18 protein-coding genes and 1 other RNA gene are annotated in these 21,995 nt (G+C 55.7%); 7 read left to right on the top strand and 12 right to left on the bottom strand.

The window, feature by feature from the left end; all coding sequences use genetic code 11:
• Nucleotides 1–499: hypothetical protein (locus RDL66_RS07940; protein WP_308536379.1), on the bottom strand; the 499-nt coding region annotated here is incomplete at its 3' end.
• A 266-nt stretch (nucleotides 500–765) separates the two neighbouring features.
• Here RDL66_RS07940 and RDL66_RS07945 point away from each other — a divergent pair.
• Nucleotides 766–1,257: a hypothetical protein gene (locus RDL66_RS07945; protein WP_308536381.1), complete on the top strand. Its 492-nt coding sequence runs from the start codon at nucleotides 766–768 to the stop codon at nucleotides 1,255–1,257.
• A 124-nt stretch (nucleotides 1,258–1,381) separates the two neighbouring features.
• Here the strand turns inward: RDL66_RS07945 and RDL66_RS07950 are convergent, their stop codons facing one another.
• A complete protein-coding gene (locus RDL66_RS07950) occupies nucleotides 1,382–1,753 on the bottom strand; it encodes a PH domain-containing protein (RefSeq protein WP_299295236.1) in 372 nt (123 codons plus the stop codon).
• Nucleotides 1,754–2,005: 252 nt separating this feature from the next.
• Between RDL66_RS07950 and RDL66_RS07955 the strand changes: the two genes are divergently transcribed.
• Nucleotides 2,006–2,236 (top strand): hypothetical protein, encoded by a 231-nt coding sequence (locus RDL66_RS07955; protein WP_308536383.1) that lies wholly within the window; start codon nucleotides 2,006–2,008, stop codon nucleotides 2,234–2,236.
• Between the two features lie 3 nt (nucleotides 2,237–2,239).
• Here RDL66_RS07955 and RDL66_RS07960 read toward each other — a convergent pair whose 3' ends face one another.
• Nucleotides 2,240–2,488, bottom strand: a complete 249-nt coding sequence (locus RDL66_RS07960) for a CopG family transcriptional regulator (protein WP_308536385.1) — start codon at nucleotides 2,486–2,488, stop codon at nucleotides 2,240–2,242.
• A gap of 259 nt (nucleotides 2,489–2,747) precedes the next feature.
• Nucleotides 2,748–4,388: a class I SAM-dependent methyltransferase gene (locus RDL66_RS07965; protein ID WP_308536387.1), complete on the bottom strand. Its 1,641-nt coding sequence runs from the start codon at nucleotides 4,386–4,388 to the stop codon at nucleotides 2,748–2,750.
• A gap of 154 nt (nucleotides 4,389–4,542) precedes the next feature.
• Here RDL66_RS07965 and RDL66_RS07970 point away from each other — a divergent pair, with 154 nt between their 5' ends.
• Nucleotides 4,543–7,524 (top strand): Eco57I restriction-modification methylase domain-containing protein, encoded by a 2,982-nt coding sequence (locus tag RDL66_RS07970; RefSeq protein WP_308536388.1) that lies wholly within the window; start codon nucleotides 4,543–4,545, stop codon nucleotides 7,522–7,524.
• A 928-nt stretch (nucleotides 7,525–8,452) separates the two neighbouring features.
• Here the strand turns inward: RDL66_RS07970 and ssrA are convergent.
• Nucleotides 8,453–8,824: a transfer-messenger RNA gene (gene ssrA, locus RDL66_RS07975) on the bottom strand.
• A gap of 190 nt (nucleotides 8,825–9,014) precedes the next feature.
• Here ssrA and glpA point away from each other — a divergent pair.
• From glpA to glpK, 4 genes are read left to right on the top strand one after another with little or no spacing between them, the layout of a single operon-like run.
• Complete coding sequence (gene glpA, locus RDL66_RS07980; protein WP_308536390.1) at nucleotides 9,015–10,754, top strand: anaerobic glycerol-3-phosphate dehydrogenase subunit GlpA; 1,740 nt, start codon at nucleotides 9,015–9,017, stop codon at nucleotides 10,752–10,754.
• The gene (gene glpB / locus RDL66_RS07985) at nucleotides 10,751–12,055 is read left to right on the top strand and encodes a glycerol-3-phosphate dehydrogenase subunit GlpB (protein ID WP_308536391.1); all 1,305 of its coding nucleotides are present in this window, start codon (nucleotides 10,751–10,753) and stop codon (nucleotides 12,053–12,055) included. The genes glpA and glpB overlap by 4 nt, the downstream gene beginning before the upstream one ends.
• Nucleotides 12,052–13,395 (top strand): anaerobic glycerol-3-phosphate dehydrogenase subunit C, encoded by a 1,344-nt coding sequence (locus RDL66_RS07990; protein WP_308536393.1) that lies wholly within the window; start codon nucleotides 12,052–12,054, stop codon nucleotides 13,393–13,395. Before glpB ends, RDL66_RS07990 begins: the two co-directional genes overlap by 4 nt.
• A gap of 29 nt (nucleotides 13,396–13,424) precedes the next feature.
• A complete protein-coding gene (gene glpK / locus RDL66_RS07995; RefSeq protein WP_308536394.1) occupies nucleotides 13,425–14,963 on the top strand; it encodes a glycerol kinase GlpK in 1,539 nt (512 codons plus the stop codon).
• A 26-nt stretch (nucleotides 14,964–14,989) separates the two neighbouring features.
• Here glpK and RDL66_RS08000 read toward each other — a convergent pair whose 3' ends face one another.
• From RDL66_RS08000 to leuC, 7 genes are all read right to left on the bottom strand, one after another.
• Nucleotides 14,990–15,898, bottom strand: a complete 909-nt coding sequence (locus RDL66_RS08000) for a glutathione synthetase (protein WP_308536395.1) — start codon at nucleotides 15,896–15,898, stop codon at nucleotides 14,990–14,992.
• Between the two features lie 81 nt (nucleotides 15,899–15,979).
• The gene (locus tag RDL66_RS08005; protein WP_308536396.1) at nucleotides 15,980–17,107 is read right to left on the bottom strand and encodes a D-alanine--D-alanine ligase family protein; all 1,128 of its coding nucleotides are present in this window, start codon (nucleotides 17,105–17,107) and stop codon (nucleotides 15,980–15,982) included.
• A gap of 42 nt (nucleotides 17,108–17,149) precedes the next feature.
• Entirely contained in the window at nucleotides 17,150–17,650 is a 501-nt protein-coding gene (locus tag RDL66_RS08010; protein WP_308536398.1) for a DUF732 domain-containing protein, read from the bottom strand.
• Between the two features lie 36 nt (nucleotides 17,651–17,686).
• The gene (locus RDL66_RS08015; RefSeq protein ID WP_308536400.1) at nucleotides 17,687–18,517 is read right to left on the bottom strand and encodes a lysophospholipid acyltransferase family protein; all 831 of its coding nucleotides are present in this window, start codon (nucleotides 18,515–18,517) and stop codon (nucleotides 17,687–17,689) included.
• Nucleotides 18,514–19,833 (bottom strand): UDP-N-acetylglucosamine 1-carboxyvinyltransferase, encoded by a 1,320-nt coding sequence (gene murA / locus RDL66_RS08020; RefSeq protein ID WP_299294544.1) that lies wholly within the window; start codon nucleotides 19,831–19,833, stop codon nucleotides 18,514–18,516. Before murA ends, RDL66_RS08015 begins: the two co-directional genes overlap by 4 nt.
• 83 nt (nucleotides 19,834–19,916) lie before the next feature.
• A complete protein-coding gene (gene leuD / locus RDL66_RS08025; RefSeq protein WP_308536401.1) occupies nucleotides 19,917–20,555 on the bottom strand; it encodes a 3-isopropylmalate dehydratase small subunit in 639 nt (212 codons plus the stop codon).
• A 28-nt stretch (nucleotides 20,556–20,583) separates the two neighbouring features.
• A complete protein-coding gene (gene leuC / locus RDL66_RS08030; protein ID WP_308536402.1) occupies nucleotides 20,584–21,984 on the bottom strand; it encodes a 3-isopropylmalate dehydratase large subunit in 1,401 nt (466 codons plus the stop codon).
• Nucleotides 21,985–21,995: the final 11 nt, after the last annotated feature.

Below are 21,995 nucleotides of genomic sequence, written 5' to 3' on the forward strand. Positions count from 1 at the left end.
GGTCGGCAACGTTTTCATTTACATGCTCAAACATGACGAGTTTATCCCCGAATTTTCGGTAACGCACCAGGGTAATATTACGACTCATCTGGTTGATCGCAGAGACATCATACTTAGTGAAATCCCCTGCAATGCAAAGGACGCGGGGTTTGCTCCAGTCGATTTTCTTGGCGATACCCATACCCAACTTTTCGATAACCAGGACTTTGAAGCTGTCCTTATGATTCAGCAACCAGTCAAGGTAAAACAACCCTTGGTTGATGACGTTTTCGTTTAGGGAGCGCTTGTATTCAAAAATAACCGGGCAATAGTTTTCGTCGATACCGATGGAATCCATCCGTCCACCATCGACGCGGTATTCGGATTGGAGGAAGGTCACCCCGAAGAACGTGGGCATATTGTTCTCTATCACGGTCTGGATTTCCCTCTCCAAGGTAACCGTACCGCTAGGTATTTCTCGTACCCCAGCATGAATGTCGAACAACTTTATGTCTGCCATCGGTCAAACTCCTCAGTTCTTCACCCGCCAGGCGCGACCACATCGCCACGGTCTCAAGCAGGACTCTTTCAAATATACAGTCCTGGCGTTGCCCGCGTGGCTGATTTTGCCTTTTCGCTGTGGTTGCTGGCCTCCAGGGCTTTGGCAACGAACTTGCCGAAGTCGGACTGAAAGGGACTTTGCGGCGGAAAAAGAAGTGCGCCCCAGCGGGTTTGCGCATGATTAGAATTAAAACCTGCATTGGCTAGCGCATCGGAGGTGCAACGATGATCTTACGAATCGTCTTGGAAGGGCTCGTGTTGGGCGCGCTGCTGGTTCTGGTCTGCGTCGTCGGCATCCGCAAAAGCCCGGTGGATATGGTGTATCTTTACCCTTCCGAAGTGCAGGAACGGTGCGTGAAGTTGGGGCTGACCACGCCCGAGAGAATCAAGCGAGGCCGCGCGATTTTCAAAGCAATCTGTGTTCCCGGCTACATCATTTACCTGCTGGTCTGCGTTTATGCAATCAACGGCGCCAGAGGGTTCCTGGGGGGATTCTGGCAGATAGCGGCAATCCTGTTCATCATGAGCCTCATCGACCGTTTCTTTATCGATGAATACTGGGTGGGGCGCACCGATGCGTGGGTCATCCCCGGTACGGAGGACTTGAAGCCCTACATTAGCGCCCGAGACAAGTGCAAGAAGTGGCTACTCAGCACGGTAGGGGTAGCGTTCATGGCGGCCGTCCTGGCCGGTATCGCCACACTCTTCACCCGCTGAAGCGGGGAACCAAACAGAACACCGAGAAAACCGTCGCGTACCTTTAATCGTGTGTTGGCGACAAAAATGGTCTCGCCAAACCAGCACAACATTTGATGATTGATGACGTGATTCCGCTCGGAATTTAGTGGTTGAGGACGAAGTTGGCGATCAGGGAGTCAATACGGCGGACATCAATTTTCTTGCCGAGTTTGATTTTGATGTGTCCTGCACGTGTCCATAGTTCAACTTCAGAAGTTAAATCGAGAAGTTTTCCAGCGTTCTCGGTTGACCACATATTGATTACGCTATAAGGCAAGGAGTAAATCTCTACTTTCTTGCCTGTCATCCCCTGAGCATCTCGAACGATTAACCGCTTTGAAGTAAAGATTGCCGAATCTCTAAAGGTCTTAAAAGCCGCATAAGGCTGTTCTCCTTGAATAAGCAGTTCGCTTACATCGGCGGGAATCGGCACCTCTTCAATGAACATCCACTCAGTAATCGCAGCAGTCTCCATCGGACATCTCCTTAGTGTAAAAAGTGCTATTTATCAACCTCATTTTCTCATAATCACGCAGGTAAAGTAGGGCAAAAACCATGGCTGAGGGTTTTGGTTTGAAGATTGGTCTGGATGGCGTGCGGGAGTTCATGTGCGCGTTTACGGATATTAACCGTAAACGGGGTTAGGGCTAGAACGGCACACCAGTGCCGTTCGATGCGGCGCGTGTGAGCATGGAGTGCTGCGGTGTCACTTTAGGAGCGTGAGGTATTGCTCACGGGCTTTCATGGCGTGAATAATCAGTTCGTTGCCGCTGTCGAAAGTCAAAACAACGACTTCCAAGACGCACCCTTTGGTGTCGAAACCGAGGCGCAGTTCCCGCTGCGGGTTTTCCTCATCAAGGGGCTAAATCCAGCGCAGAAACGTGGCAACTTGCAGGATGTAATTGTCGCTGATGCGGTGCTTTTAGGCGTGTTTGCGAGCGGTTTTTCCAAATATTGAGGCTCATGCCAAGACTGCCTCGCGAATCAAGGCAGAACGGGTCACATGCCTGGCTTTAGCGCGGGCATCAAGCTTCGCCAGTTCTTCGGGTGTGAATCGAACCGCAACCACCTGACTCGGGGCTTCGCCGCGCCCGGGACGTCCCCGTCCGCGTTTTTTCATGGCCGCGACATCGTAACCAGCCTCGGCTTCTGCGGCCCATTGCTCGATTTGCGCTTCCGTAACCGGTACACCCTTGATCGTTTCTTCCATAATATTATTGTAATACGTTATTTTCTTTCATTCAATAGGTTCCCTGGGTTGCGGCACCGAGTATGTCACAAGTGTCCAAGAAAGGCTATTGAAGGGAAAGCTGTGCACCTAACCTACAGCAGCCCCTCATGAGGGGTTTCGTTTCCATTGTTTTGCATTTCAATCGTTGTTTCCGGTTCAACCCGGTACTAGAAATGCAGGAACACCTTCCCCTATTTGACTAAAAACTTGCTGAGCGCAACAGCGCTGCGTGCTGTAGCTACTTATTCAATCGTGAGCTACGGTTACGGTTCAAACGTCGCCCCTGCATCGTTCTCAGAATCTCTTCAAAATCAGCTAAGACGTTCTGGGAGATTCCGAGTTGCGAGATGAGGAGGTGCTCATCAACCAGATGCCGAGCTTCACTGACACTGCCTTGTCTCAACAAATCGTCTACTTCGTCAATCAAGTTTCCTTTAACGCTTTCTGGATTTGGAATGAGTAGGTCAACGCACTCAGACGGCTCAAGCTCGAGAATTCCCCCACCATAAGATCGCCCGTACACTTCTGCCAAGGCGCAGGTAATGGTATTTAACGCAGCGGTCGCAAGTTGAGACGCCGATACTCGGGTTTGCGTTAAAAACACACGATGAACAGTATCGGTTGAGGTTGCAAGAGTCTTGTTCGCAAAGATCCTAGGAAGCGTAGAAATCTGCCGTAGCATGAATCCGTCAGGTACTGATATTGAGGGAACCGACCACCACTGCTTTCGGATCCGTGTTTTGTAACCAGTGTGAGCTCCCGACCGTTCTCCATCGCTGATGTATGCAGCAAGGGCTTTGTTCGAATAAATATCTGTTTCGGGGGGTATGGCCAAGAGGCGAGTGTTTATATTCTCTAACTCGTTTGCGGCTAAATCCTCGTCGGTAAATGAAACACCGTCTAGGTGAGCGGATCGAGCAACGAGAGGCATAGTCCATTTTTCAATCTCGAGTTCAACCGACTGCTCCTTCGTCATGCAGAAGAAGGCATTGCGCCCGGTTACAACCCCGACGTTAACTTTTGCGTATTCGCCCACCTTTTTAAACCTTTTGGAATCGAGAAAATCTCGAAGGGTCTTAATATAGTGGGCTTGCAAGTAGTAAAATGTCCACTTCTCATTTTGGTCTAACGAGGCTCGCACCGCCTCGCCATCGATATAAAGGTGCTCAAGTTGAGCTGCGTCATCAATTTCAGCTGTCCTGAACTGGGCTGGGCCCTGTCCAACTTCTAAAAGGAGGAGAATGACTTCCTGTAATACCTCTGGGAACACCAGTTTTTTGAAAGAAACGATCGAGATTTCTGAACAGTTCTGAATGAGGTAATCACGCAGCTGACTGGCGTAACCTACTTGCAAGAGCTCGGCTGGAAGCACCAATGCGATCCGACCTCCTGGCCTCGTCAGATTAACGGCAGCCACAACGAAAGGAACCCATGCGTTAGTTAGCTTGCTGGGAGCCAGCCCATTTCGCACCATGATTTGTAGAGCTCTCTCGCGCGACTCAATATCCCAGTTTCCGAAACGGATATACGGGGGGTTGCCTACAACGGCGTCAAACTTCAGACCTCGCTCTTGCTGCGCTTCCCAAACGAAGAAGTCCTCGTGAACGATCCGTCCGATCCCAAGATTCTCGGCCTTCTGAGCCTCTTCTTCGACCAGCTCAACTCCAACCACATCTAGGTTTGGATTCTTGAGCTCTCTAAGAATGGCGCCATCTCCGCACGAGGGCTCCAGCACACTCGCCTTGTATTTTACGCCCGCTGTTGGGGCAAGAGCCCATTCGACGAGGGCTGATGCAATCTTCTTTGGTGTGTAGTAGCCACCGCGCAGCTTGTCCACGTCGGGTCGCGCTTTTGAACTGTACTTACTCATCATCTCCATTGTCCCATAGCGAACGCCTAGGTCGTAGTCGCCCGGCAAGGGGAAAACGATGTAAGCCTGGCTGGCGTGTAGCCGTACACCAACGTGATACTGCTCTAGAATTTCAAATGTACTGCACCGACTGCAAGACACTTGACCTAACTGAGGAGTATTCGTGACTGGTTTCTTAAGACTCAATAAGGAGAGCGCTCGAAAGCGGATGGCTCAGCTAGTCGCAAGGTACAGCCCGCTCCACGATAATCTAACTTCGTCGAAGTCGGGTTTTACCGAAACAGAAACCAGAACTCAATACATCGATGAGTTCCTGAAGATTCTTGGTTGGGATGTGTCAAATGAGGCAGGTGCAACGAACCGAAAGGCAGATGTGGTTCAAGAACACTCTCACACTACCGAAGACTCTGGTCGTGGTCGCCCGGACTATATTCTTAGAGTTTCCGGAAAAGATAAGCTTCCCGTTGAAGCCAAGAAAACATCTTATTCGTTTGCAGGCGATAAAGCTGCGCCTAGCCAGGTTCGAGCCTATGGCTGGACGCTTAATACTCCCATAGGGGTGTTAACAAATTTCACCGAAACCCGAATCTATTCCACTCTTTCTGAACCAACTGATGATCAGCCGTCAGAATTTGGTCTTATACCTGGCGGTGTCTGGCGTTTTGATGAATACAATGCTCGCTTTGATGATCTTTGGGAGCGCCTTTCGTATGAGTCAGTTTCTTCAAAACAATTTGAGCTTCTCTACGGAGACACACGCCAGTTAAAAGGGGAATCCGAATTTGACGAATCCTTCCTGAATGCTTTTCGGAAGTGGCGTAAGGAGCTTGCCCAGGAGATTTATAACGCCAATTCGATGCTACCTGAGAAGGAAATTGGGAGACGTACACAAAAGGTCCTGAACGCGCTTCTCTTTATGCGTGTTTGTGAAGATAAGGACATCCTGTCGTACAAAGATCTCCTTACCTCTGCGACTTCCAGCAGCATCCTCGCGACGTTCCGTGACCGCGACAAGGTATTTAATGCTGGTATCTTCAAAGCTCTTGATGACATCAACTTGCCTGATAGTGCACTGCTTCCTGTCATCAAACAAATGTACTGGCCCAACTCGAAATTCGCCTACGGGCTACTTCGCCCAGACACTCTTGCGTACATTTACGAGCAGTACCTCAGTGAACATGTCGTTATTGATTCTTCTGGACTAGTGCGGCTAGAAGAGAAGCCTGAAGTTCTCCATGCCGGAGGAATCGCTCGAACGCCCGACTACATCATGCAAAGGCTGACAATCCCCTCTATTGATAAGCAACTAGCTGCAGGGGTCTCAACCCCAACGATTCTAGATATGTCGGTAGGTTCCGGCGGTTTCTTACTGACTGCGTTTGAGCATCTAATTGAATTGAAGGAGCGCGAGATCGGGCGTCCGCTCGAAATTGCGGAGCGTGCACATATTGCTCAAACCCAACTTTTTGGAATAGATATCGACGGTGCGGCAGTGGAGGTAACTCGGCTCAGCCTACTCTTGGCGATCTTAGGGAACTCAGACGTGGATACTACAACTGACACCGCAGTACTACCTGATCTTGGGCAAAACATAATTATAGGGAACGCTGTTGTACGCCAGGATTTCGATCGAATCGCGCCCAAGTGGGCCGCAAACATAGACGCCAGACTCTCCGCACTCCCTCTCAATCTTGAGAAAGCCCTAGGCACCCTTTTCCCAACACAGGGCTTCAACATTATAATTGGCAACCCACCGTATGTTCGAATTCAAGTTCTATCTGAATTCTTCCCTGCACAACTGGACTATTTTCAATCACCAAAATCTGGTTACGTTTCTGCATCCTCAGGCAATTTCGATCTATACATGATATTTATCGAGAGGGCTCTAACGCTGTTGAATGATTCAGGGTCGCTGGCCCTAATCCTTCCCAACCGGTTTTTCAGTACTAATCCCGCAACTGGCTTACGTAAAAAACTCTCTCAGCGAATCCACCGGCTCGTCGACTTTGGGGTTGAACAAGTCTTCGACGGCAAAACCACCTATACCGCTCTGATTTATGTCGGTGAAAAAACAAGCACCCCCGTAGAAGTGGACTTGGTTTCCAATTTAGGCGAGTGGATTCTAGATGAGAAAGCGGTAACTAGCGCCAGAATAGATCGGAAATCATTAGAATCCGAGGCCTGGAATATCCTCACTCCGGCTCAGTCTGCGTTGTTTTCGCAGATGTTCAAGGAATCAGACACTTCCTTGGGAGACGAGGCCGAAGTTTTTGTCGGAGTCCAGACTTCGGCGGATGAGATCTTCATGATCAAAGATCCCAAGCCCGTCGGCAGCGCACCTGGGCTTGTTTCATTTCAGGATCTCAATGGCGTCACTCAGATGATCGAATGTTCTATCCTGCGGCCAGCAATCAAAGATGTTAGGATTGCGGTTTTAGACAGCGAACCGACACCCGATCGGTGGGCGATTTTCCCATACGCGATTGAAGAAACAGAAGCAGGTCGTCTAGTTAGCCACGTTTACTCTCTGGACGAACTCCAACGCAATTATCCTTATGCCCTGAATTACTTCACTCAACACAGGGAAGAGTTGACAAAACGCAGCATCACACCAGATCCGAAAGGCAAGTATTGGTCCTACGGCCGTAGCCAAAGCCTCAAGAAATTAGACGAGCCAAAACTTGTGGTGAGAGTACTATCAATCAGACCTTCCTACGCGTATGACTCAAAAGGATTAGTCACACCCGGCGGCGGAGACGGTGGCCCCTACTACCTAATTAGGCCATTGGAGAAATCTAAGTTCAGTATTGAGCTACTACAGGCGATTCTCAGCCATCCTGCAGTGGACCATTATGTAACTTCCATCGGAAAGAAATATCGAGGAGAATATGCCGTACACAGGAAGGCATACCTAATCAAAGTTCCACTGCCGAATGTCAACACACAGGACGCGCTGAGAATCGAAGAGATGGTCTTTGAGTGCCGGAACCTCTCATTGCAAATTCGAGATGAAACCGACTCCCAGCGGCGCACTGTAGCTGAAGGCCGTAAGCAGTTTCTTCACAACGAGATCAATACCCTGATCTCAGCAGCATACAAGATCACAAAGGAGCTACTTTCTGATGCAAGGCTGTTGAATTCGTAGTTGCGAGATACCGCAGCCCTTTGGCACATTAAACTTTTGATGTCTTTGAATGCTTACTGCGTAAGTACAACTATACAATCGCATCAGCTCGCCAGGACGAATAGCAGAAATGCCCGTAGAGTTACAACTTCATACTGATTAATGGTTGCTACAAAGAATGAATGCCAACACAGAGCTAGTCATGCGTAAATGCTCTTGAGAATCCTAATAGCGAGCCACACCTTCACGTTACGCACACCTTTTACCGACACTCATATCTTTACGCGAGTCTCCATAGAGGCACCCGCGAGTGGTTCAGTCGCGCCCAAATGCCGTATCGTCTTAGGTAAGAACTCTCAAAACTCGCAGCAAAAGATGCGCACTATGCCCAGTCCAACAGGTCTGATTTCGCGCATTGACTAGAGGAAACAAGTACCGGATCGACGGCGTCAGCGTACGGACTTTTGTACCAAAAACAGCTGCTTGTGCAATCCAGCCTGCAGAACCGCAAACCCTTTAGCGACTCGCACACTTTTTAGCGAATAGGCGCACCTTTTGGCGCCTATATCAGAAGCACTCCATAAGCCTAGAATACTGACGAACGGCACCACGCAAGCGACACCTCAAACACCTAACCAGCAAAACTTCCGACACCAATAAAGCTGCCCCGACAAGGCGAAACACCATGTTTTACGGCGTAAAGATGGGAGCTCACTTTGTATCAAAATGAGCGTCCTAATGGTGGAGGTGGGAGGAACGGGCGCAAGCGCGCTAAGAGGTGCTCCGGCGGCGAAGGCAAATCGTTGCCTTCGCTTAATCGCCTCCGCACTGTTGCGCGATGGCTCACGCGGCTTACCGCCGCTGCCATCGCGCTACAGGGGTTCAATTCCCCGCCCCACTCACCTTAAACGGCTAAACCCACAGGTCTTTGACCTGCGGGTTTAGCCGTTCGTGGAGGTGAGGGGAATTGAACCCCTGTCCGATCGGGAATACTTGCTTCTTCTCCGGGTGCAGTCTGTATTAGATTCTCGGCCCCATGCCGCCCACAGACCGGGCTACATCGGGCTAAAGTTACCTATAATCTCGAATCAACCTAAGTAACCCAGGCGATTCCAGTGGCTCTAAAAACGACGCCAGAATCCGCAGCTAGAGCAACTGCGGGCTGACGGAATCAGTTCCCTTGGATTAAGCAGCCAAGGTGAAGGATTCAGTACTGTTACGTTCAGCACTTATTGTTTCGTATCCGTCGTTTACGAGATGAGGACACCTCCTCGACCCGCTTCTCTCAAGACACTACCGACCGTCGAAACCGATCACCCCCGCTATTCAGTTATCCCTGCCAGTGGCAAGTATCCTATTGTAACCCCAGCCCGGAATTCTGTCCATAGCCGGGCATACCCAACTCATATTCGCCGTAACGATTCTCTGTATATGTCCGAACGACTCCCGCCCAGCCGGCGCCGCCAGCGCGAAATACCCCCATCTCACCGGCCATCAGATAGGCTTTTAATATGAGTTCTCTCACCCGTCTGCGCGCTGACCTCGTCGTTATCGGAGGCGGAGCTACCGGTGCCGGGGTGGCTCGCGATGCGGCAATGCGCGGCTACGATGTCATTCTGTTGGAACGCGCCGATATCGGGCAAGGGACGTCCGCTCGCTACCACGGACTGCTGCATTCGGGCGGACGCTACGTCATCTCTGACCCTGAATCAGCCACTCAGTGCGCCGATGAAAACGCTATTTTGCGCCGCATCAACGCCGATGCGTTGGAGGACGTGGGCGGTCTGTTTGTGTTGACCCCCAACGACCCCGAGGAATATGCGGACCGTTTCCTCCCAGCCGCCCTCAAAGCCGGTGTGACCTGCGAAGAAATCCCTCTCAGTACCGCTTTCCAGGCCGAACCGCGGCTGAATCCACAGATCAAACGCGCTTTCCAAGTCAATGACGGAGCGGTGGACGGGTGGAAACTCATCTGGGGAGCCCTGGAATCCGCTCAGGAATACGGCGCGACAATCCTGCCCTACCACCGGGTTGAATCGATTACCGTCAAGGACGGTGCGGTCTGCGCTGTGTCGGCTCGGGATGAAAAGACCGGCGCGGACGTTCACGTTGATTGTCGCTTTGTTATTAATGCGGCCGGCCCGTGGGCAGGCCATATTGCCGAAATGGCAGGTGCCAGCGATATACAAATTATACCCGGTCGGGGTATCATGATTGGTTTTAATCAACGCCTGGTACACCACGTCATCAACCGCTGCGCCCTGTCCGGAGACGGCGACATCCTGGTGCCGGCCCACCCCATCTGTATCATCGGGACCACCGACCAACCCGCCGACAAACCGGATTTCCTGGCCATCAAGCCAGAAGAAGTCCAACAAATGCTCGACAAGGGCGAGCAAATGGTTCCCGGTTTGCGCCAAGCCCGCCCCTTGCACGTCTGGGCTGGAGCTCGCCCGCTGCTGCGAGATACGCGCGTCAGCGCCACAGACACCCGACACATGACTCGTGGCATGGCCATCCTCGACCACCTGGAACACGACAACATTCACGGTTTCCTGACCATCGTGGGCGGCAAACTCACGACTTACCGCTTGATGGCAGAAAAGGTCGTGAACATCATGTGCCACCAGCTGGGCGATAATCGGGTTTGTACCACTGCGCAAGAGCCCGTTCCTTCTGCCCGCGCCCGCCGCTTCAGCCATTTGTCCGACCGGCTGCAGGCCCGCGAGACAGACCGCCACGATGACCCCATTATCTGTGAATGTGAACTGGTCAATCAGCGGATGATTCTGGAGGCGCTACAGGAAAATCCCCGTGCCAACATCGACGATTTGCGCCGCCAGTTACGCATTGGCATGGGGCCTTGTCAAGGCAGTTTTTGCGGGGCGCGCACCACGGGAATTATCCACGATTTCCGCTCCGTAAATCCCCCGGCGTCGCCTGTTTCCACGACGACCCACGAAACCCCGACCCCCGACCCCGGTGCCACTTCTGGTGCCCCCTGCCCCGCAGCCACGCCCGCCGACGTCAGCACCACCATGCTGAATCTGTTTTTGTCCAACCGTTTGGGCGGAATTACCCCCATTCTCTACGGTGCGCTGGCTCGTGAAATGGCTTTGCAGAGATGGATTTTAGGCACTTTGGACCTGGAACACCTGCCCGGCCCCAGCTCGGAATCTAGCCGCGCTACCGGTGACCTGGCGTTAAATCACGACACGGATCGTGGCGAACCGACAGGAGGTGCCCGGTGAAAATCGCCGTAATCGGTGCCGGATTGGCCGGTTTGAGCGCCGCCCTCATGGCCCACGAAAAAGGATACCAAGTTACGGTATACACCAAAGGCCTCGGTGGCCTGGCACTTTCCGCCGGTACCGGCGACCTGTTGGGTTACCTCCCCGACCGTCCCGATCCGGTGGCTGGCGATCCTTTCCAGGCCGTGGACGACTTGCCGGAAGGTCACCCCTATCGCCTGATTGGGACCGAACACTTACGCGCCGGAATGGAATGGTATCGGCGCGCCCTGCCCGATTTTTGGGCACCAACCAACGCCACGAACACAAACACATTCCTGGCTTCCGCCCTGGGATCCGTTCGCCCCACCTACCTGGTGCCCCAAACCTGTGCCGCGGGAGCCCTGCGCGACCAGATGAAACTGCTGGTAGTGGGCCTCAAACAATTCAAAGACTTTCCCGCGACCCTCATCGCCGACAACCTCAATCGTTCTGAGCGGTTCTCGCTTTCGGCGCGGGCAGTGACCCTGGACTTCAGCGTACGCGGAGACGAAGCCGACGTCACCGCCACGGACTACGCCAGAAACTTTGACGTCGCTGACCTAGACCCGCAGCGAGCCGCCAAACTGCGCCAAAAATTCGCCACTCTGCTGAACGACACCGTGCAAACTGGGGAAACCATCCTCATTCCAGCGCTGCTGGGATTGAGCCCGCAAACTTTTAGTGAATTTCAAGCCCTGGTTCACGCCCCGGTCGCTGAAGTTCCCACTGTTCCCCCCTCTATCTTGGGCCGACGCGCCTACGACATCCTGGTCAACAGCTGCCGCGAAGCCCGCGTGGACATCCACACCAACTGCGCGGTTTTGTCCGCCGCCAGCCTGGACGGCACCGTGACCGCGCTGCGGGTTGCACGCGCCGGGGGCGTGGACGAAGTGAAAGTTGACGCGGTATTAGACGCGGCGGGTGGAATGACCTCGGGCAACTTTGAGCGCGACTCACACTTAAATATCCAAGAAAAGGTCTTTAATCTTCCCGTGTTCACCCCCGCCCCCGACGCCACCGGCTACCTCAATTCCATTCATCAAATTGACCTAGAAAATCGCCAGGAGCTCGAACGGGTGTTGATGTCAGGAGTGGCGGTCGATGCCACGATGCGTCCCGTTGATGCGTCCGGTCGCCGGCTTTACGACAATGTATATTGCCTGGGTGAAATGCTGGGAGCTTGTGCGCCGTGGCGCGAGCTTTCCGGGGAGGGTCTCGCCTTAGGCAGTGCCTGGACGGCCGTACAATCGTTGGCGTCCCCTGAGAGGAGCCGGTCATGACGGAAATCTCCGCACTCGACTATGCCAAAGCGAACCTGGCGCGCACCTCCCTGGATCAGTGCCTGAAATGCACCATCTGCGAGACCCAATGCCCGGTCATGCGGGTTACTCCGAACTTTTCCGGCCCCAAGTTCGTGGGTCCCCAAGCGGAGCGTTTCCGCAAGGGTCAGTCCGTGGATAGGTCCCTAGACTATTGTTCCGGCTGCTCCATCTGTACTACCGTGTGCCCTCACGGGGTGAAGATTGCCGAGCTCAACGCCCAGGCGCGTGCCGTCATGAAGGCCGACAATATGCCCTTACGCGACCGCCTGATTACCCAAACTGAGCTGGAAGGCAAACTGCTGACCCCGCTGGCCCCCATCGCAAACGCGGCGCTGAAAAACCGGCCGATTCGCAAACTTGTGCAGGCCGTCATCGGAGTCCACGCCGACGCCCCCACCCCGGTGGCTCAATCCACCAGCTTCTTGACCTGGTGGAAGAAACACGAAAAGGCGGTCTACGGCGGCCCCTACGTCCCCCGCCGTCCCCAATCGACCATGTATTTGCCTTCTGAAATGAAGTGGCACCGCGGCCCGATTGTGTTCTTCCACGGCTGCGCCGGAGCGTACTTTGAGGTATCCACATCCATCGCGACGGTCGAAGTGCTGGAGCATCTGGGGTATCGCGTCATCGTGCCGAAACAGGGCTGCTGCGGGCTGGCATCACAATCAAACGGGCTGTTCAACGACGCTTCGCGCCATGTTTTGCAGCTGGCACGCCAACTACAACGTGCCGGTAAGCACTTGCAGATTGTTTCCTCCTCCGGGTCTTGCGCGGGAATGCTGCGCCACGAAGCTCGCGAAATCATGGGGCTGAACGATACCGTGTTGCGAGACGTGGGTGCGCGCTTGTTCGAGACTTCCGAGTTCATCGCGCATCTGATGGACGAGGGCGAATTCCCGGAAAGCGACTTGCGCCCGCTGGATCTGACCTTGACCTATCACCAGCCCTGCCAGGTGAAATCCCAGGGTATCGGCAAACCGGCGATTCGGATGCTGGAAACTATCCCCGGCGTGCACGTGGTGGAATCGGGCCAGCCCTGCTGCGGTATCGCCGGAACCTATGGACTGAAGAAAGAAAAATTCGCCGTGGCCCAAGCCATCGGCAAACCGCTGTTTGCAAAAATTAAATCCGTGAACCCCCATATCGCGGCCTGCGACACCGAGACGTGTCGCTGGCAGATTCGGAAAGGAACCGGCGCCGAAGTCGTTCACCCCATCGAGATTCTCGCTCGCGCACTGGGACTGCCGGGTCAAGGCGCGGGCTCCCGAAAACCAACCCACCGGCCTAGTGACGTCTGAGGAAAACCGATACGAAAGGACAGACGACGATGTCTCAGAAAAAATATGTGATGGCGATTGACCAGGGTACCACATCGTCTCGAGCCATTATTTTTGACCACTACGGGCGCATAGTTTCGGTCGGTCAGATGGAGCATGAACAGATTTTTCCCTCTCCCGGATGGGTCGAGCACGACGCGACCGAAATCTGGTTCAACGTGCGGGAAGTCGTGGGCCGGGCCTTGGGGAACGCCACGAAACAGACTGGAATGGAGCTCAACCACCACGACATCGCCGCCCTAGGCATCACCAACCAGCGCGAAACCACGATTGTGTGGGACAAAAACACTGGTCAGCCCGTCTATAACGCGATTGTGTGGCAGGATACTCGTTCCCAAGACCTGGTGGACCGGCTGGCAGCTAACGGCGGTCCGGACCGGTGGCGTCCGCTAGTGGGCGAAACCCTGTCCACCTATGCCTCCATCACCAAGATTATGTGGATTTTGGAAAACGTGCCGGGAGCGCGCGAACGCGCCGAACGGGGCGAACTGCTGTTCGGCAACCCGGACACCTGGGTCATCTGGAACATGACCGGGGGCATCAACGGCGGCCTGCACGTCACCGACGTGACGAACGCTTCGCGCACCATGCTGATGGACCTTCACACTTTGCAGTGGCGTGAGGACATTTGTCATGAGGCCGGAATTCCCCTCAGTATGTTGCCCGAGATTCGTTCCTCGTCAGAAGTTTACGGTCAGTGCCGCCAAGACGGTTTGCTGGCAGGAGTGCCGGTGGCTGGGGATTTGGGTGACCAGCAGGCCGCGACCTTTGGCCAGGCGTGTTTTGAGCCGGGGATGGCAAAGAACACTTACGGCACCGGGTGTTTCATGCTGATGAATACCGGCACCACCCCGATGCCTTCGGAAAACGGCATGATTACCACGGTTTGTTACAAGATTGGCAACGAACCGACCGTTTACGCTTTGGAGGGATCCATCGCGGTAACCGGCTCGCTGATTCAATGGCTGCGAGACAATCTGAACATTATCGAGGCTTCCGAGGATGTGGAGGGCTTGGCTTCCTCCGTGAAAGACAACGGCGGGGTCTATTTCGTACCGGCGTTTTCGGGACTGTTTGCGCCCTACTGGAAAGGGGACGCTCGCGGGGTCATTGTGGGCATGACCCGCTACAACACGAAAGGACACCTAGCGCGCGCCGCCCTGGAAGCTACCGCCTTCCAGACCCGGGAAGTCTTGGACGCGATGGAGTCCGATTCTCACGTGAAACTCGGTGAGCTGCGCGTTGACGGCGGCATGACGGCGAACAACCTGCTGATGCAGTTCCAGTCCGATATTTTGGGTGTGCCTGTCGTGCTGCCGATGGTGGCCGAAACGACCGCTTTGGGCGCAGCCTACGCCGCCGGTATCGCTGTCGGTTTTTGGAGCGGCACCGCGGACGTCACCAACAACTGGCAGGAACACCAAAGGTGGAACCCCGCCATGGAACCTGGCGAACGCGACCGCACCCTGCGCTTGTGGAAGAAAGCCGTGACCCGGACTTTTGACTGGGTCGACGAGGACGTCCGGTAGACCTAGAGCGCTGGCGAAGGTCCGGCCTACCAGTAGTAACGCTGGATGATGGCGTCCGCGAAGTGATCCACCGCCTCACGAGCAGAATCCAGGTACAAGTTGCCCTCTACCAGCGAGATCTCCATGACGTAGTAGGAGCCCTTACCGTCAGCCACCAAGTCAATCCGGTCGTAAAGTACCTGGGTATCGTGTTCCGAGGTCATCTTAATGTAGTCGTGGATGTAGCGGCGAACCTGCTCACCCCAGCCCCACTCTTCCTGGCTGGAATAACGGGCGGTGACAATCTGTTCCGGCTCCGGACCTTCGCAGGCGGCGTGCAGCATAGCGCCCTTTTGCACAGTATGGGAGATAACCCCGTTGTAGTACACAATCGAGACCTCGCCGTGAGTCTCAACTTCCTCTAAGTAGCGCTGAATCATCACGCCCGAACCACTCGCCAGCAGGTCCATAGCGTGTTCAATAGCTTCGCGCCGCGAATTGGCGGAAGTCGAAGTGTAGCGTCCCACGCCGCGCCCCCCGCTGGAAATCGTCGGCTTCACCACGAAGTCGCCAAAAGCGGGGAAACGGGAGTGAACCTGGTGTTTAGTAAGGTTCTGTTCGGGTTCCAGCCAAGTCGTCGGAATGATGGGCATCCCCAGCTTTTGCAGCTCGCGCAGGTAGTGCTTGTCGGTGTTCCATTCCAGGATTTCGGGGGTGTTCAGCAACTTTGGTACGGAACGCGCCCACTTGAGAAACTCCTCGCGGCGATGCGCATAGTTCGGGGTCGAACGCAGCACCGAGAAACGGCCCTCCGACCAATCCACGCTGGGGTCGTCCCAGTTGCGCATCACGGGTTCGATTCCGTGGTCGCGCAGGGCATCACATAAGTCCTGGTCACCTGCCAATCCTTGCGGAGTTTCGGAGCTCATCACCAAAATGACTTTATTATCTGACATCGTTGTCCTTTCGATTCACATTCATTCTATCTGTAGTTTCGGCTGCCGGGTTCGCTCCGGGGGACAATAGCTGCGTCCGCCTCACCGTAACCCTTGCGGGTGAGCCAAAGCCAGCTCAATGAGTTCGGTGACCAGGTCGGTGTAGGACAACCCCACGTTTTCCCACATTCCCGGATACAGGGAATAGGGCGTCATGCCGGGCATGGTGTTGACTTCGTTGAGGATGATTTCCCCGGTATCGGGCACATAGAAAAAGTCCACCCGGCTCAGACCCTCCCCGCCCAACAGCTGGAAAGCCTGGCGAGCGTAGCTCTGGATTTGCGTCGCGACACCGGCGGGAATCTGGGCGGGAATCTGGAGTTGCACCGCCTCGTTGGCAAAATACTTGGACTGGAAATCGTACATTCCAGGGGTGGAAACCATCACGACTTCTCCCGGCGGGGTGGTGCGGGGGGCTCCCCCGGCGCGGCCCTCCAACACGGCACACTCAATTTCACGAGCGCCCTGCACCGCGGCTTCCACGATAACTTTCGGGTCGTGGCGGCGAGCGGCGACGACCGCAGCCTCAAAGTCCTGCCACGAATCCACCCTGGTGACCCCTAAGGAAGATCCGGCACGCGCTGGTTTCACAAAGACCGGCAACCCCCACGCCAAAATCGGGGCCGGGACTTCGTCCGCACGGTGGCGCCAATCGAAGTCGGTTATGACGTGGTAGCGCCCCACCGGAATTCCCCCGTGTTCCAACAGAACTTTCGCACATCCCTTGTCCATACCGTTAGAGGAGGCGCCCACCCCGCAACCGGTATAGGGCACGCCAACCATCTCACACAGACCCTGGATGGTCCCGTCCTCTCCGTAAGGTCCGTGTAGCAGCGGCATGACCACGTCGATGCGCCCCAAATCTTTAATGGGAGCGCTGGGGGTGCGGGAATCCCAGAAGAATAGATGCTGGTTTTGCGGCACCAATGCCACGAACGTCCCGTTGTCCCGAATCTCGGCCCCTTGTCCGTCCTGCAGACGCAGCGAATCGGACTCATCGGGCATCAACACCCACGCTCCGGCCTTGGTAATTCCAATCGGTATCGGTTCAAAACGTGTGCGGTCGATGTGGTCGAGCACTCCCGCTGCCGTGGCGCAAGAAATCGCGTGTTCCCCGCTGCGCCCGCCGAAAATAACCGCTACTCGGGTCTTTTGTTCGCCTTCACTCATGGGTAAAACTTTAGTCCTTTCGGGGGTCTTTCTTGAATTCCTTTAGGCTGACTCAGTGACCGTAGCCGTAGGAGCCGGTTTCGGGGCAAAGTTTTCCAGCCAGCCGTCCAGTTTTGATTCCTGGTCGGGACACAGGGACATCGCCGCGGATTGCTCCACCCCTATCCAGAACTGCACCTGGGTCGCGGGCATCGGCAATTTGTCTGCATCAAAGCCGCTGTCGCTTTCGGAGATGAACGCCAACACCTGGGTGGGACTCCAGCCGGACTCCAGCTTTCCGCACGCCCGCCACCCCATTTTGGTGACCTCTTTGCGCAGATCGGCCGGGAAACCGGGGTTCAGGAAAGTAATCTGTTTCCAATAGGTTTCCTCACGAGCGGCCGCGTCGGCGGGGCGCTGGGCTGGGTTGTTACCGTTGACATTGCCAAATGCCCACGCCAGCAACAATCCGGCGGCAAAGAAAACGAATGCGCCAATCATGGTTTTTTTCATTCTCTTGTCCCAGATTTTGGCTTCGTCGGCGTCATCGTCGAAGTCTCGCAACCCTCGCCCCCTTCCGTTTCGAGCATTCCACCAGGTCTAGCGTGGTTTCTTAGCACCTTTGGGGCGGTTCTTCTTACGCCCGTAACGGTCGCCGTCGACTTTCATGTCCCACACTTTTGCGGGGGGCTCTTCACCGGGCCGCAAACCCCGCAAAAGTTCCGTCAGGTCAGCCATAATCCGCCGGGTCGCCTCCGTCACGGCCTCGTGATCGTCATGTTTTCCGTAGAGGTCGCTCAAGTCGACGGGCGAACCGGCAACCATCGACACCCGACCGCGGGGCGGCCAGTGCAGTTTTCCGTAGGGTGCCAAGGTCTTGTGCGCCCCCCACTGGGCGACGGGCACCACCGGAACCTGGGTTTCCAACGCCAATCGTGCCGCGCCGGTGTGGCCTTTCATCGGCCACAGTTCGGGGTCACGAGTGAGGGTTCCTTCCGGAAACATTCCCACACACTCTCCCACTTTCAGGGCGGCTTTGGCGGCAATCAGGGAATCGGCAGCATGGGTGGTTTCCCGAAACACCGGAATCATCCGCGAGTGCCGGGCGCAAAACCCCACCACCGGCCAGTGCATCATTTCTTCTTTCATCAGCATTCGCGGGGAATAGTGATTAGCCACCAGGAAGTGCGAAAACGTGACCGAGTCGATTTCCGTGACGTGATTGGACACGGCGATGAAACCGCCGCTTTGAGGCAAGTTGTCCACCCCGGCATAGTGCCGCTTCATCAGCGCTATCAGCACCGCACGCACCGGCAGTGAAGCCCAAAAATACACCCATCCCATCGCAGGACGTCCCGCGCGGTTCAACCGGAAGGGACGGGAAAACTGCGCGACCAGCCTGGTGCGGTCAGGATTGGAAGATTTCGTCATGAGTGCAGCTCCACCTGTGCGTCCAAAGCTTTTAGCTTGTTCATGAAGTTTTCGTAGCCGCGGTTGATGATGTCCACTCCGGAAACATTCGATACGCCCTGAGCCGCCAAAGCGGCGATGAGGTGCGAAAAACCGCCGCGCAAATCCGGAACCTCGATGTCCGTGCCGTGCAGCGGGGTCGGCCCGGAAATGACCGCGGAATGGTAAAAGTTCCGCGCCCCGAAACGGCACCGCAGTCCGCCCAAACATTCGCGGTAGACCTGAATATGCGCGCCCATCCGGCGCAGTGCCTCAGTGAAACCGAAACGATTTTCGTACACGGTCTCGTGCACAATCGACAAACCTTGAGCCTGCGTCAACGCCACCACCAGAGGCTGCTGCCAATCGGTCATGAAACCGGGGTGAACATTGGTTTCCAAAACAATCGACTTCAAATCACCCTGAGTGCCGCGCCGGAACCGAATCGAGTCCTCGGTGATGTCGAAATCCCCGCCGACCTTGCGGAACGTGTTGAGGAACGTCATCATGTCGGCCTGACGAGCGCCCTTGACCGTGATATCCCCGCCGGTGACCAGCGCTGCGGAAGCCCACGAAGCCGCTTCAATCCGATCCGGCAGGGCGGTATGGGTAAATCCGCGCAGTTCATCGACACCTTCGATGCGGATGACCCGGTCGGTGTCCACGGAAATAATCGCGCCCATCTTTTGCAGGATTGCAACCAAATCCATAATTTCGGGTTCCACCGCCGCCCCACGCAGCTCGGTGATGCCCCGCGCCCGCACCGCAGTCAGCAGGGTTTGTTCGGTGGCGCCCACGCTCGGATACGGCAGCTCGACTTTCGTACCCTCCAGCCCGTTTGGTGCGGAAAGATGGATGCCATTGGGGAGTTTCTCGACTTCCGCGCCGAAAGCCCGCAAAGTATTGAGGTGAAAATCGATGGGCCGCCCGCCGATATTGCAACCACCCAGATTCGGAATAATCGCCTGGCCCAACCGGTGCAGCAGCGGCCCACACAACAGAATGGGGATACGCGACGAGCCGGCGTGCCGGTCGATGTCATGCACCGCAGCCGCGGCGACCTTGGCGGGATTCATCGTCAGCACACCCTCGGTTTTGTCGAAATCGACCTCGACCCCGTGCAGGTTCAACAGTTTCGTGACCACTTCGACGTCGCGAATGTCCGGCACGGATGCCAGCTGGGATGTTTCCGGGGAAAGCAACGAGGCCACCATGGCTTTGGGGACCAGGTTCTTGGCTCCCCGCACGGTTATCTCTCCCTGCAGCGGTCGCCCGCCATTCACCTGCAAAACCGACATCGGCTTCCTTCCGTCAACTCAATAGGTTCCTCCTATTTTACCCCGCGATGCTCGCACACCGCTTAGGGTCGCCGTGCCTGGCTCTAGTTCACGGGACGAGCGGATTGAACCGGCTCTGGTGGCAGGTGTTTGGCCGGTAGCGTCTTGGGTTTAAAGGACGGGCGCTGCGCTTCGTAGGCGGCGATGGCCTCCTCGTCACGCAGGGTCAACGAAATATCGTCCAGACCTTCCATCAAACGCCAACGCGTGTAATCATCTATAGCAAAACTGCAGGTGAAATCCCCTACGCTGGCGGTACGCGCCTCCAAATCCACGCAAACCTCCGCCCCCGGATTGGCTTGCAGAATCTCCCAGAGTCGGTCGCAGTCGGCTTGACTGATGACCCCGGTCACCAAACCTTGTTTCCCGGCGTTACCCCGGAAAATATCGGCGAATTTCGGCGAAAGAATGACTTTGAAACCATAATCGCGCAACGCCCACACCGCGTGCTCACGGCTGGAACCGGTGCCAAAGTCCTTACCCGCCACCAAAACGGTGCCCGACCGGTAAGCCTCTTGATTCAGCACGAACTTCGGGTCCGTGCGCCAGGCGGCGAACAGTGCGTCATCGAACCCGGTTTTCGTTACGCGTTTCAAATAAACCGCGGGGATAATCTGATCGGTATCCACGTTCGTGACCTGTAGAGGAACTCCCACGCCGGTGTGTTTCGTAAACTTTTCCATTTGTTTTTCCTTTTTCTTAAAGCTGAATCTATAGGTCGTTGGGGCCGCTGAGGGTGCCGCGAATCGCGGTAGCGGCGGCGACCAGCGGACTCACCAGGTGGGTGCGCCCGCCTTTGCCTTGGCGGCCCTCAAAGTTGCGGTTGGACGTCGAGGCTGAACGCTCGCCGGACGCGAGTTTGTCCGGGTTCATCGCCAAGCACATGGAACAACCGGCGTTGCGCCATTCGGCACCAAAATCGCGGAAAATCTGATCGAGGCCTTCCCGTTCCGCCTGCAGACGCACCCGCGCGGACCCCGGCACCACCAGCACACGCACGTCCGGGCTCTTGTGATGGCCCTTCACGACCTCGGCGGCGGCACGCAAGTCCTCCAGGCGCCCGTTCGTGCACGAGCCGATAAACACCGTGTCCACTTTGATGTCACGCATTTTTGTGCCGGGCTGCAAATTCATGTATGCCAGGGCCTTTTCCGCAGTCAGGCGTGCGGTTTCGTCACTCAGCGCGGCGGGGTCAGGCACTTCCCCGCTCAACGCCACCCCCATGCCCGGGTTGGTGCCCCAGGTCACGAATGGTTCGAGGGCATCGGCGTCAATATCGACCTCGGCGTCAAACTGGGCGTCCGCGTCGGTCGGGAGGGTTCGCCAGTACGCTACGGCAGCGTCCCAATCCGCTCCCTCGGGGGCGTGCGGACGGCCTTGTAAGTACGCAAAAGTCGTGTCGTCCGGGGCAATCATGCCGGCACGCGCCCCGGCCTCGATGGACATATTGCAAATTGTCATCCGCGCTTCCATCGACAACTCCTCAATCGCGGAGCCGCGGTACTCCAAGACGTAACCTTGCCCGCCGTTGGTGCCGATTTTCGCGATAATTGCCAAAATCAAGTCTTTCGAGGTCACACCCGGTTTCAAGTGACCGGAAACGTTGATTGCCATCGTTTTGAAAGGAGCCAGCGGCAGGGTCTGAGTCGCCAGTACGTGCTCGACCTCCGAGGTTCCGATTCCAAAAGCCAGCGCCCCAAAAGCCCCGTGGGTAGACGTGTGCGAGTCGCCGCAGACCACGGTCATTCCCGGTTGGGTCAGCCCCAGCTGCGGTCCGACCACGTGGACAATGCCCTGGTCAGCGTCACCCAGAGAGTGGAGGCGGAGCCCGAAGTCGGCCGCGTTTTTCCGCAGAGTATCAATCTGCAGTGCCGAGGTCGGGTCGGTGATGGGACGGTCAATGTCTGTTGTCGGGGTGTTGTGGTCCTCAGTGGCTAGCGTCAGTTCGGGGCGGCGCACCTTCCGCCCGGCTTGGCGCAGCCCGTCAAAGGCTTGCGGACTGGTCACTTCGTGGCACAGCTGCAGGTCTATATAGAGCAAATCCGGCGCTCCGTTTTCCCCTTTTTTCACCACGTGGTCGCGCCATACTTTTTGTGCAAGCGTCTCACCCATTTTTGCCTCTT

The sequence above is a fragment of the uncultured Mobiluncus sp. genome (assembly GCF_902488535.1).
Classification (GTDB): domain Bacteria; phylum Actinomycetota; class Actinomycetes; order Actinomycetales; family Actinomycetaceae; genus Mobiluncus.

Coding starts and splice junctions, on each gene's coding strand:
- RDL66_RS07945 (WP_308536381.1), top strand. CDS start 766: ATGATCTTACGAATCGTCTTGGAAGGGCTCGTGTTGGGCGCGCTGCTG.
- RDL66_RS07950 (WP_299295236.1), bottom strand. CDS start 1,753: ATGGAGACTGCTGCGATTACTGAGTGGATGTTCATTGAAGAGGTGCCG.
- RDL66_RS07960 (WP_308536385.1), bottom strand. CDS start 2,488: ATGGAAGAAACGATCAAGGGTGTACCGGTTACGGAAGCGCAAATCGAG.
- RDL66_RS07965 (WP_308536387.1), bottom strand. CDS start 4,388: ATGGAGATGATGAGTAAGTACAGTTCAAAAGCGCGACCCGACGTGGAC.
- glpA (WP_308536390.1), top strand. CDS start 9,015: ATGAGTTCTCTCACCCGTCTGCGCGCTGACCTCGTCGTTATCGGAGGC.
- RDL66_RS07990 (WP_308536393.1), top strand. CDS start 12,052: ATGACGGAAATCTCCGCACTCGACTATGCCAAAGCGAACCTGGCGCGC.
- glpK (WP_308536394.1), top strand. CDS start 13,425: ATGTCTCAGAAAAAATATGTGATGGCGATTGACCAGGGTACCACATCG.
- RDL66_RS08000 (WP_308536395.1), bottom strand. CDS start 15,898: ATGTCAGATAATAAAGTCATTTTGGTGATGAGCTCCGAAACTCCGCAA.
- RDL66_RS08005 (WP_308536396.1), bottom strand. CDS start 17,107: ATGAGTGAAGGCGAACAAAAGACCCGAGTAGCGGTTATTTTCGGCGGG.
- RDL66_RS08015 (WP_308536400.1), bottom strand. CDS start 18,517: ATGACGAAATCTTCCAATCCTGACCGCACCAGGCTGGTCGCGCAGTTT.
- murA (WP_299294544.1), bottom strand. CDS start 19,833: ATGTCGGTTTTGCAGGTGAATGGCGGGCGACCGCTGCAGGGAGAGATA.
- leuD (WP_308536401.1), bottom strand. CDS start 20,555: ATGGAAAAGTTTACGAAACACACCGGCGTGGGAGTTCCTCTACAGGTC.
- leuC (WP_308536402.1), bottom strand. CDS start 21,984: ATGGGTGAGACGCTTGCACAAAAAGTATGGCGCGACCACGTGGTGAAA.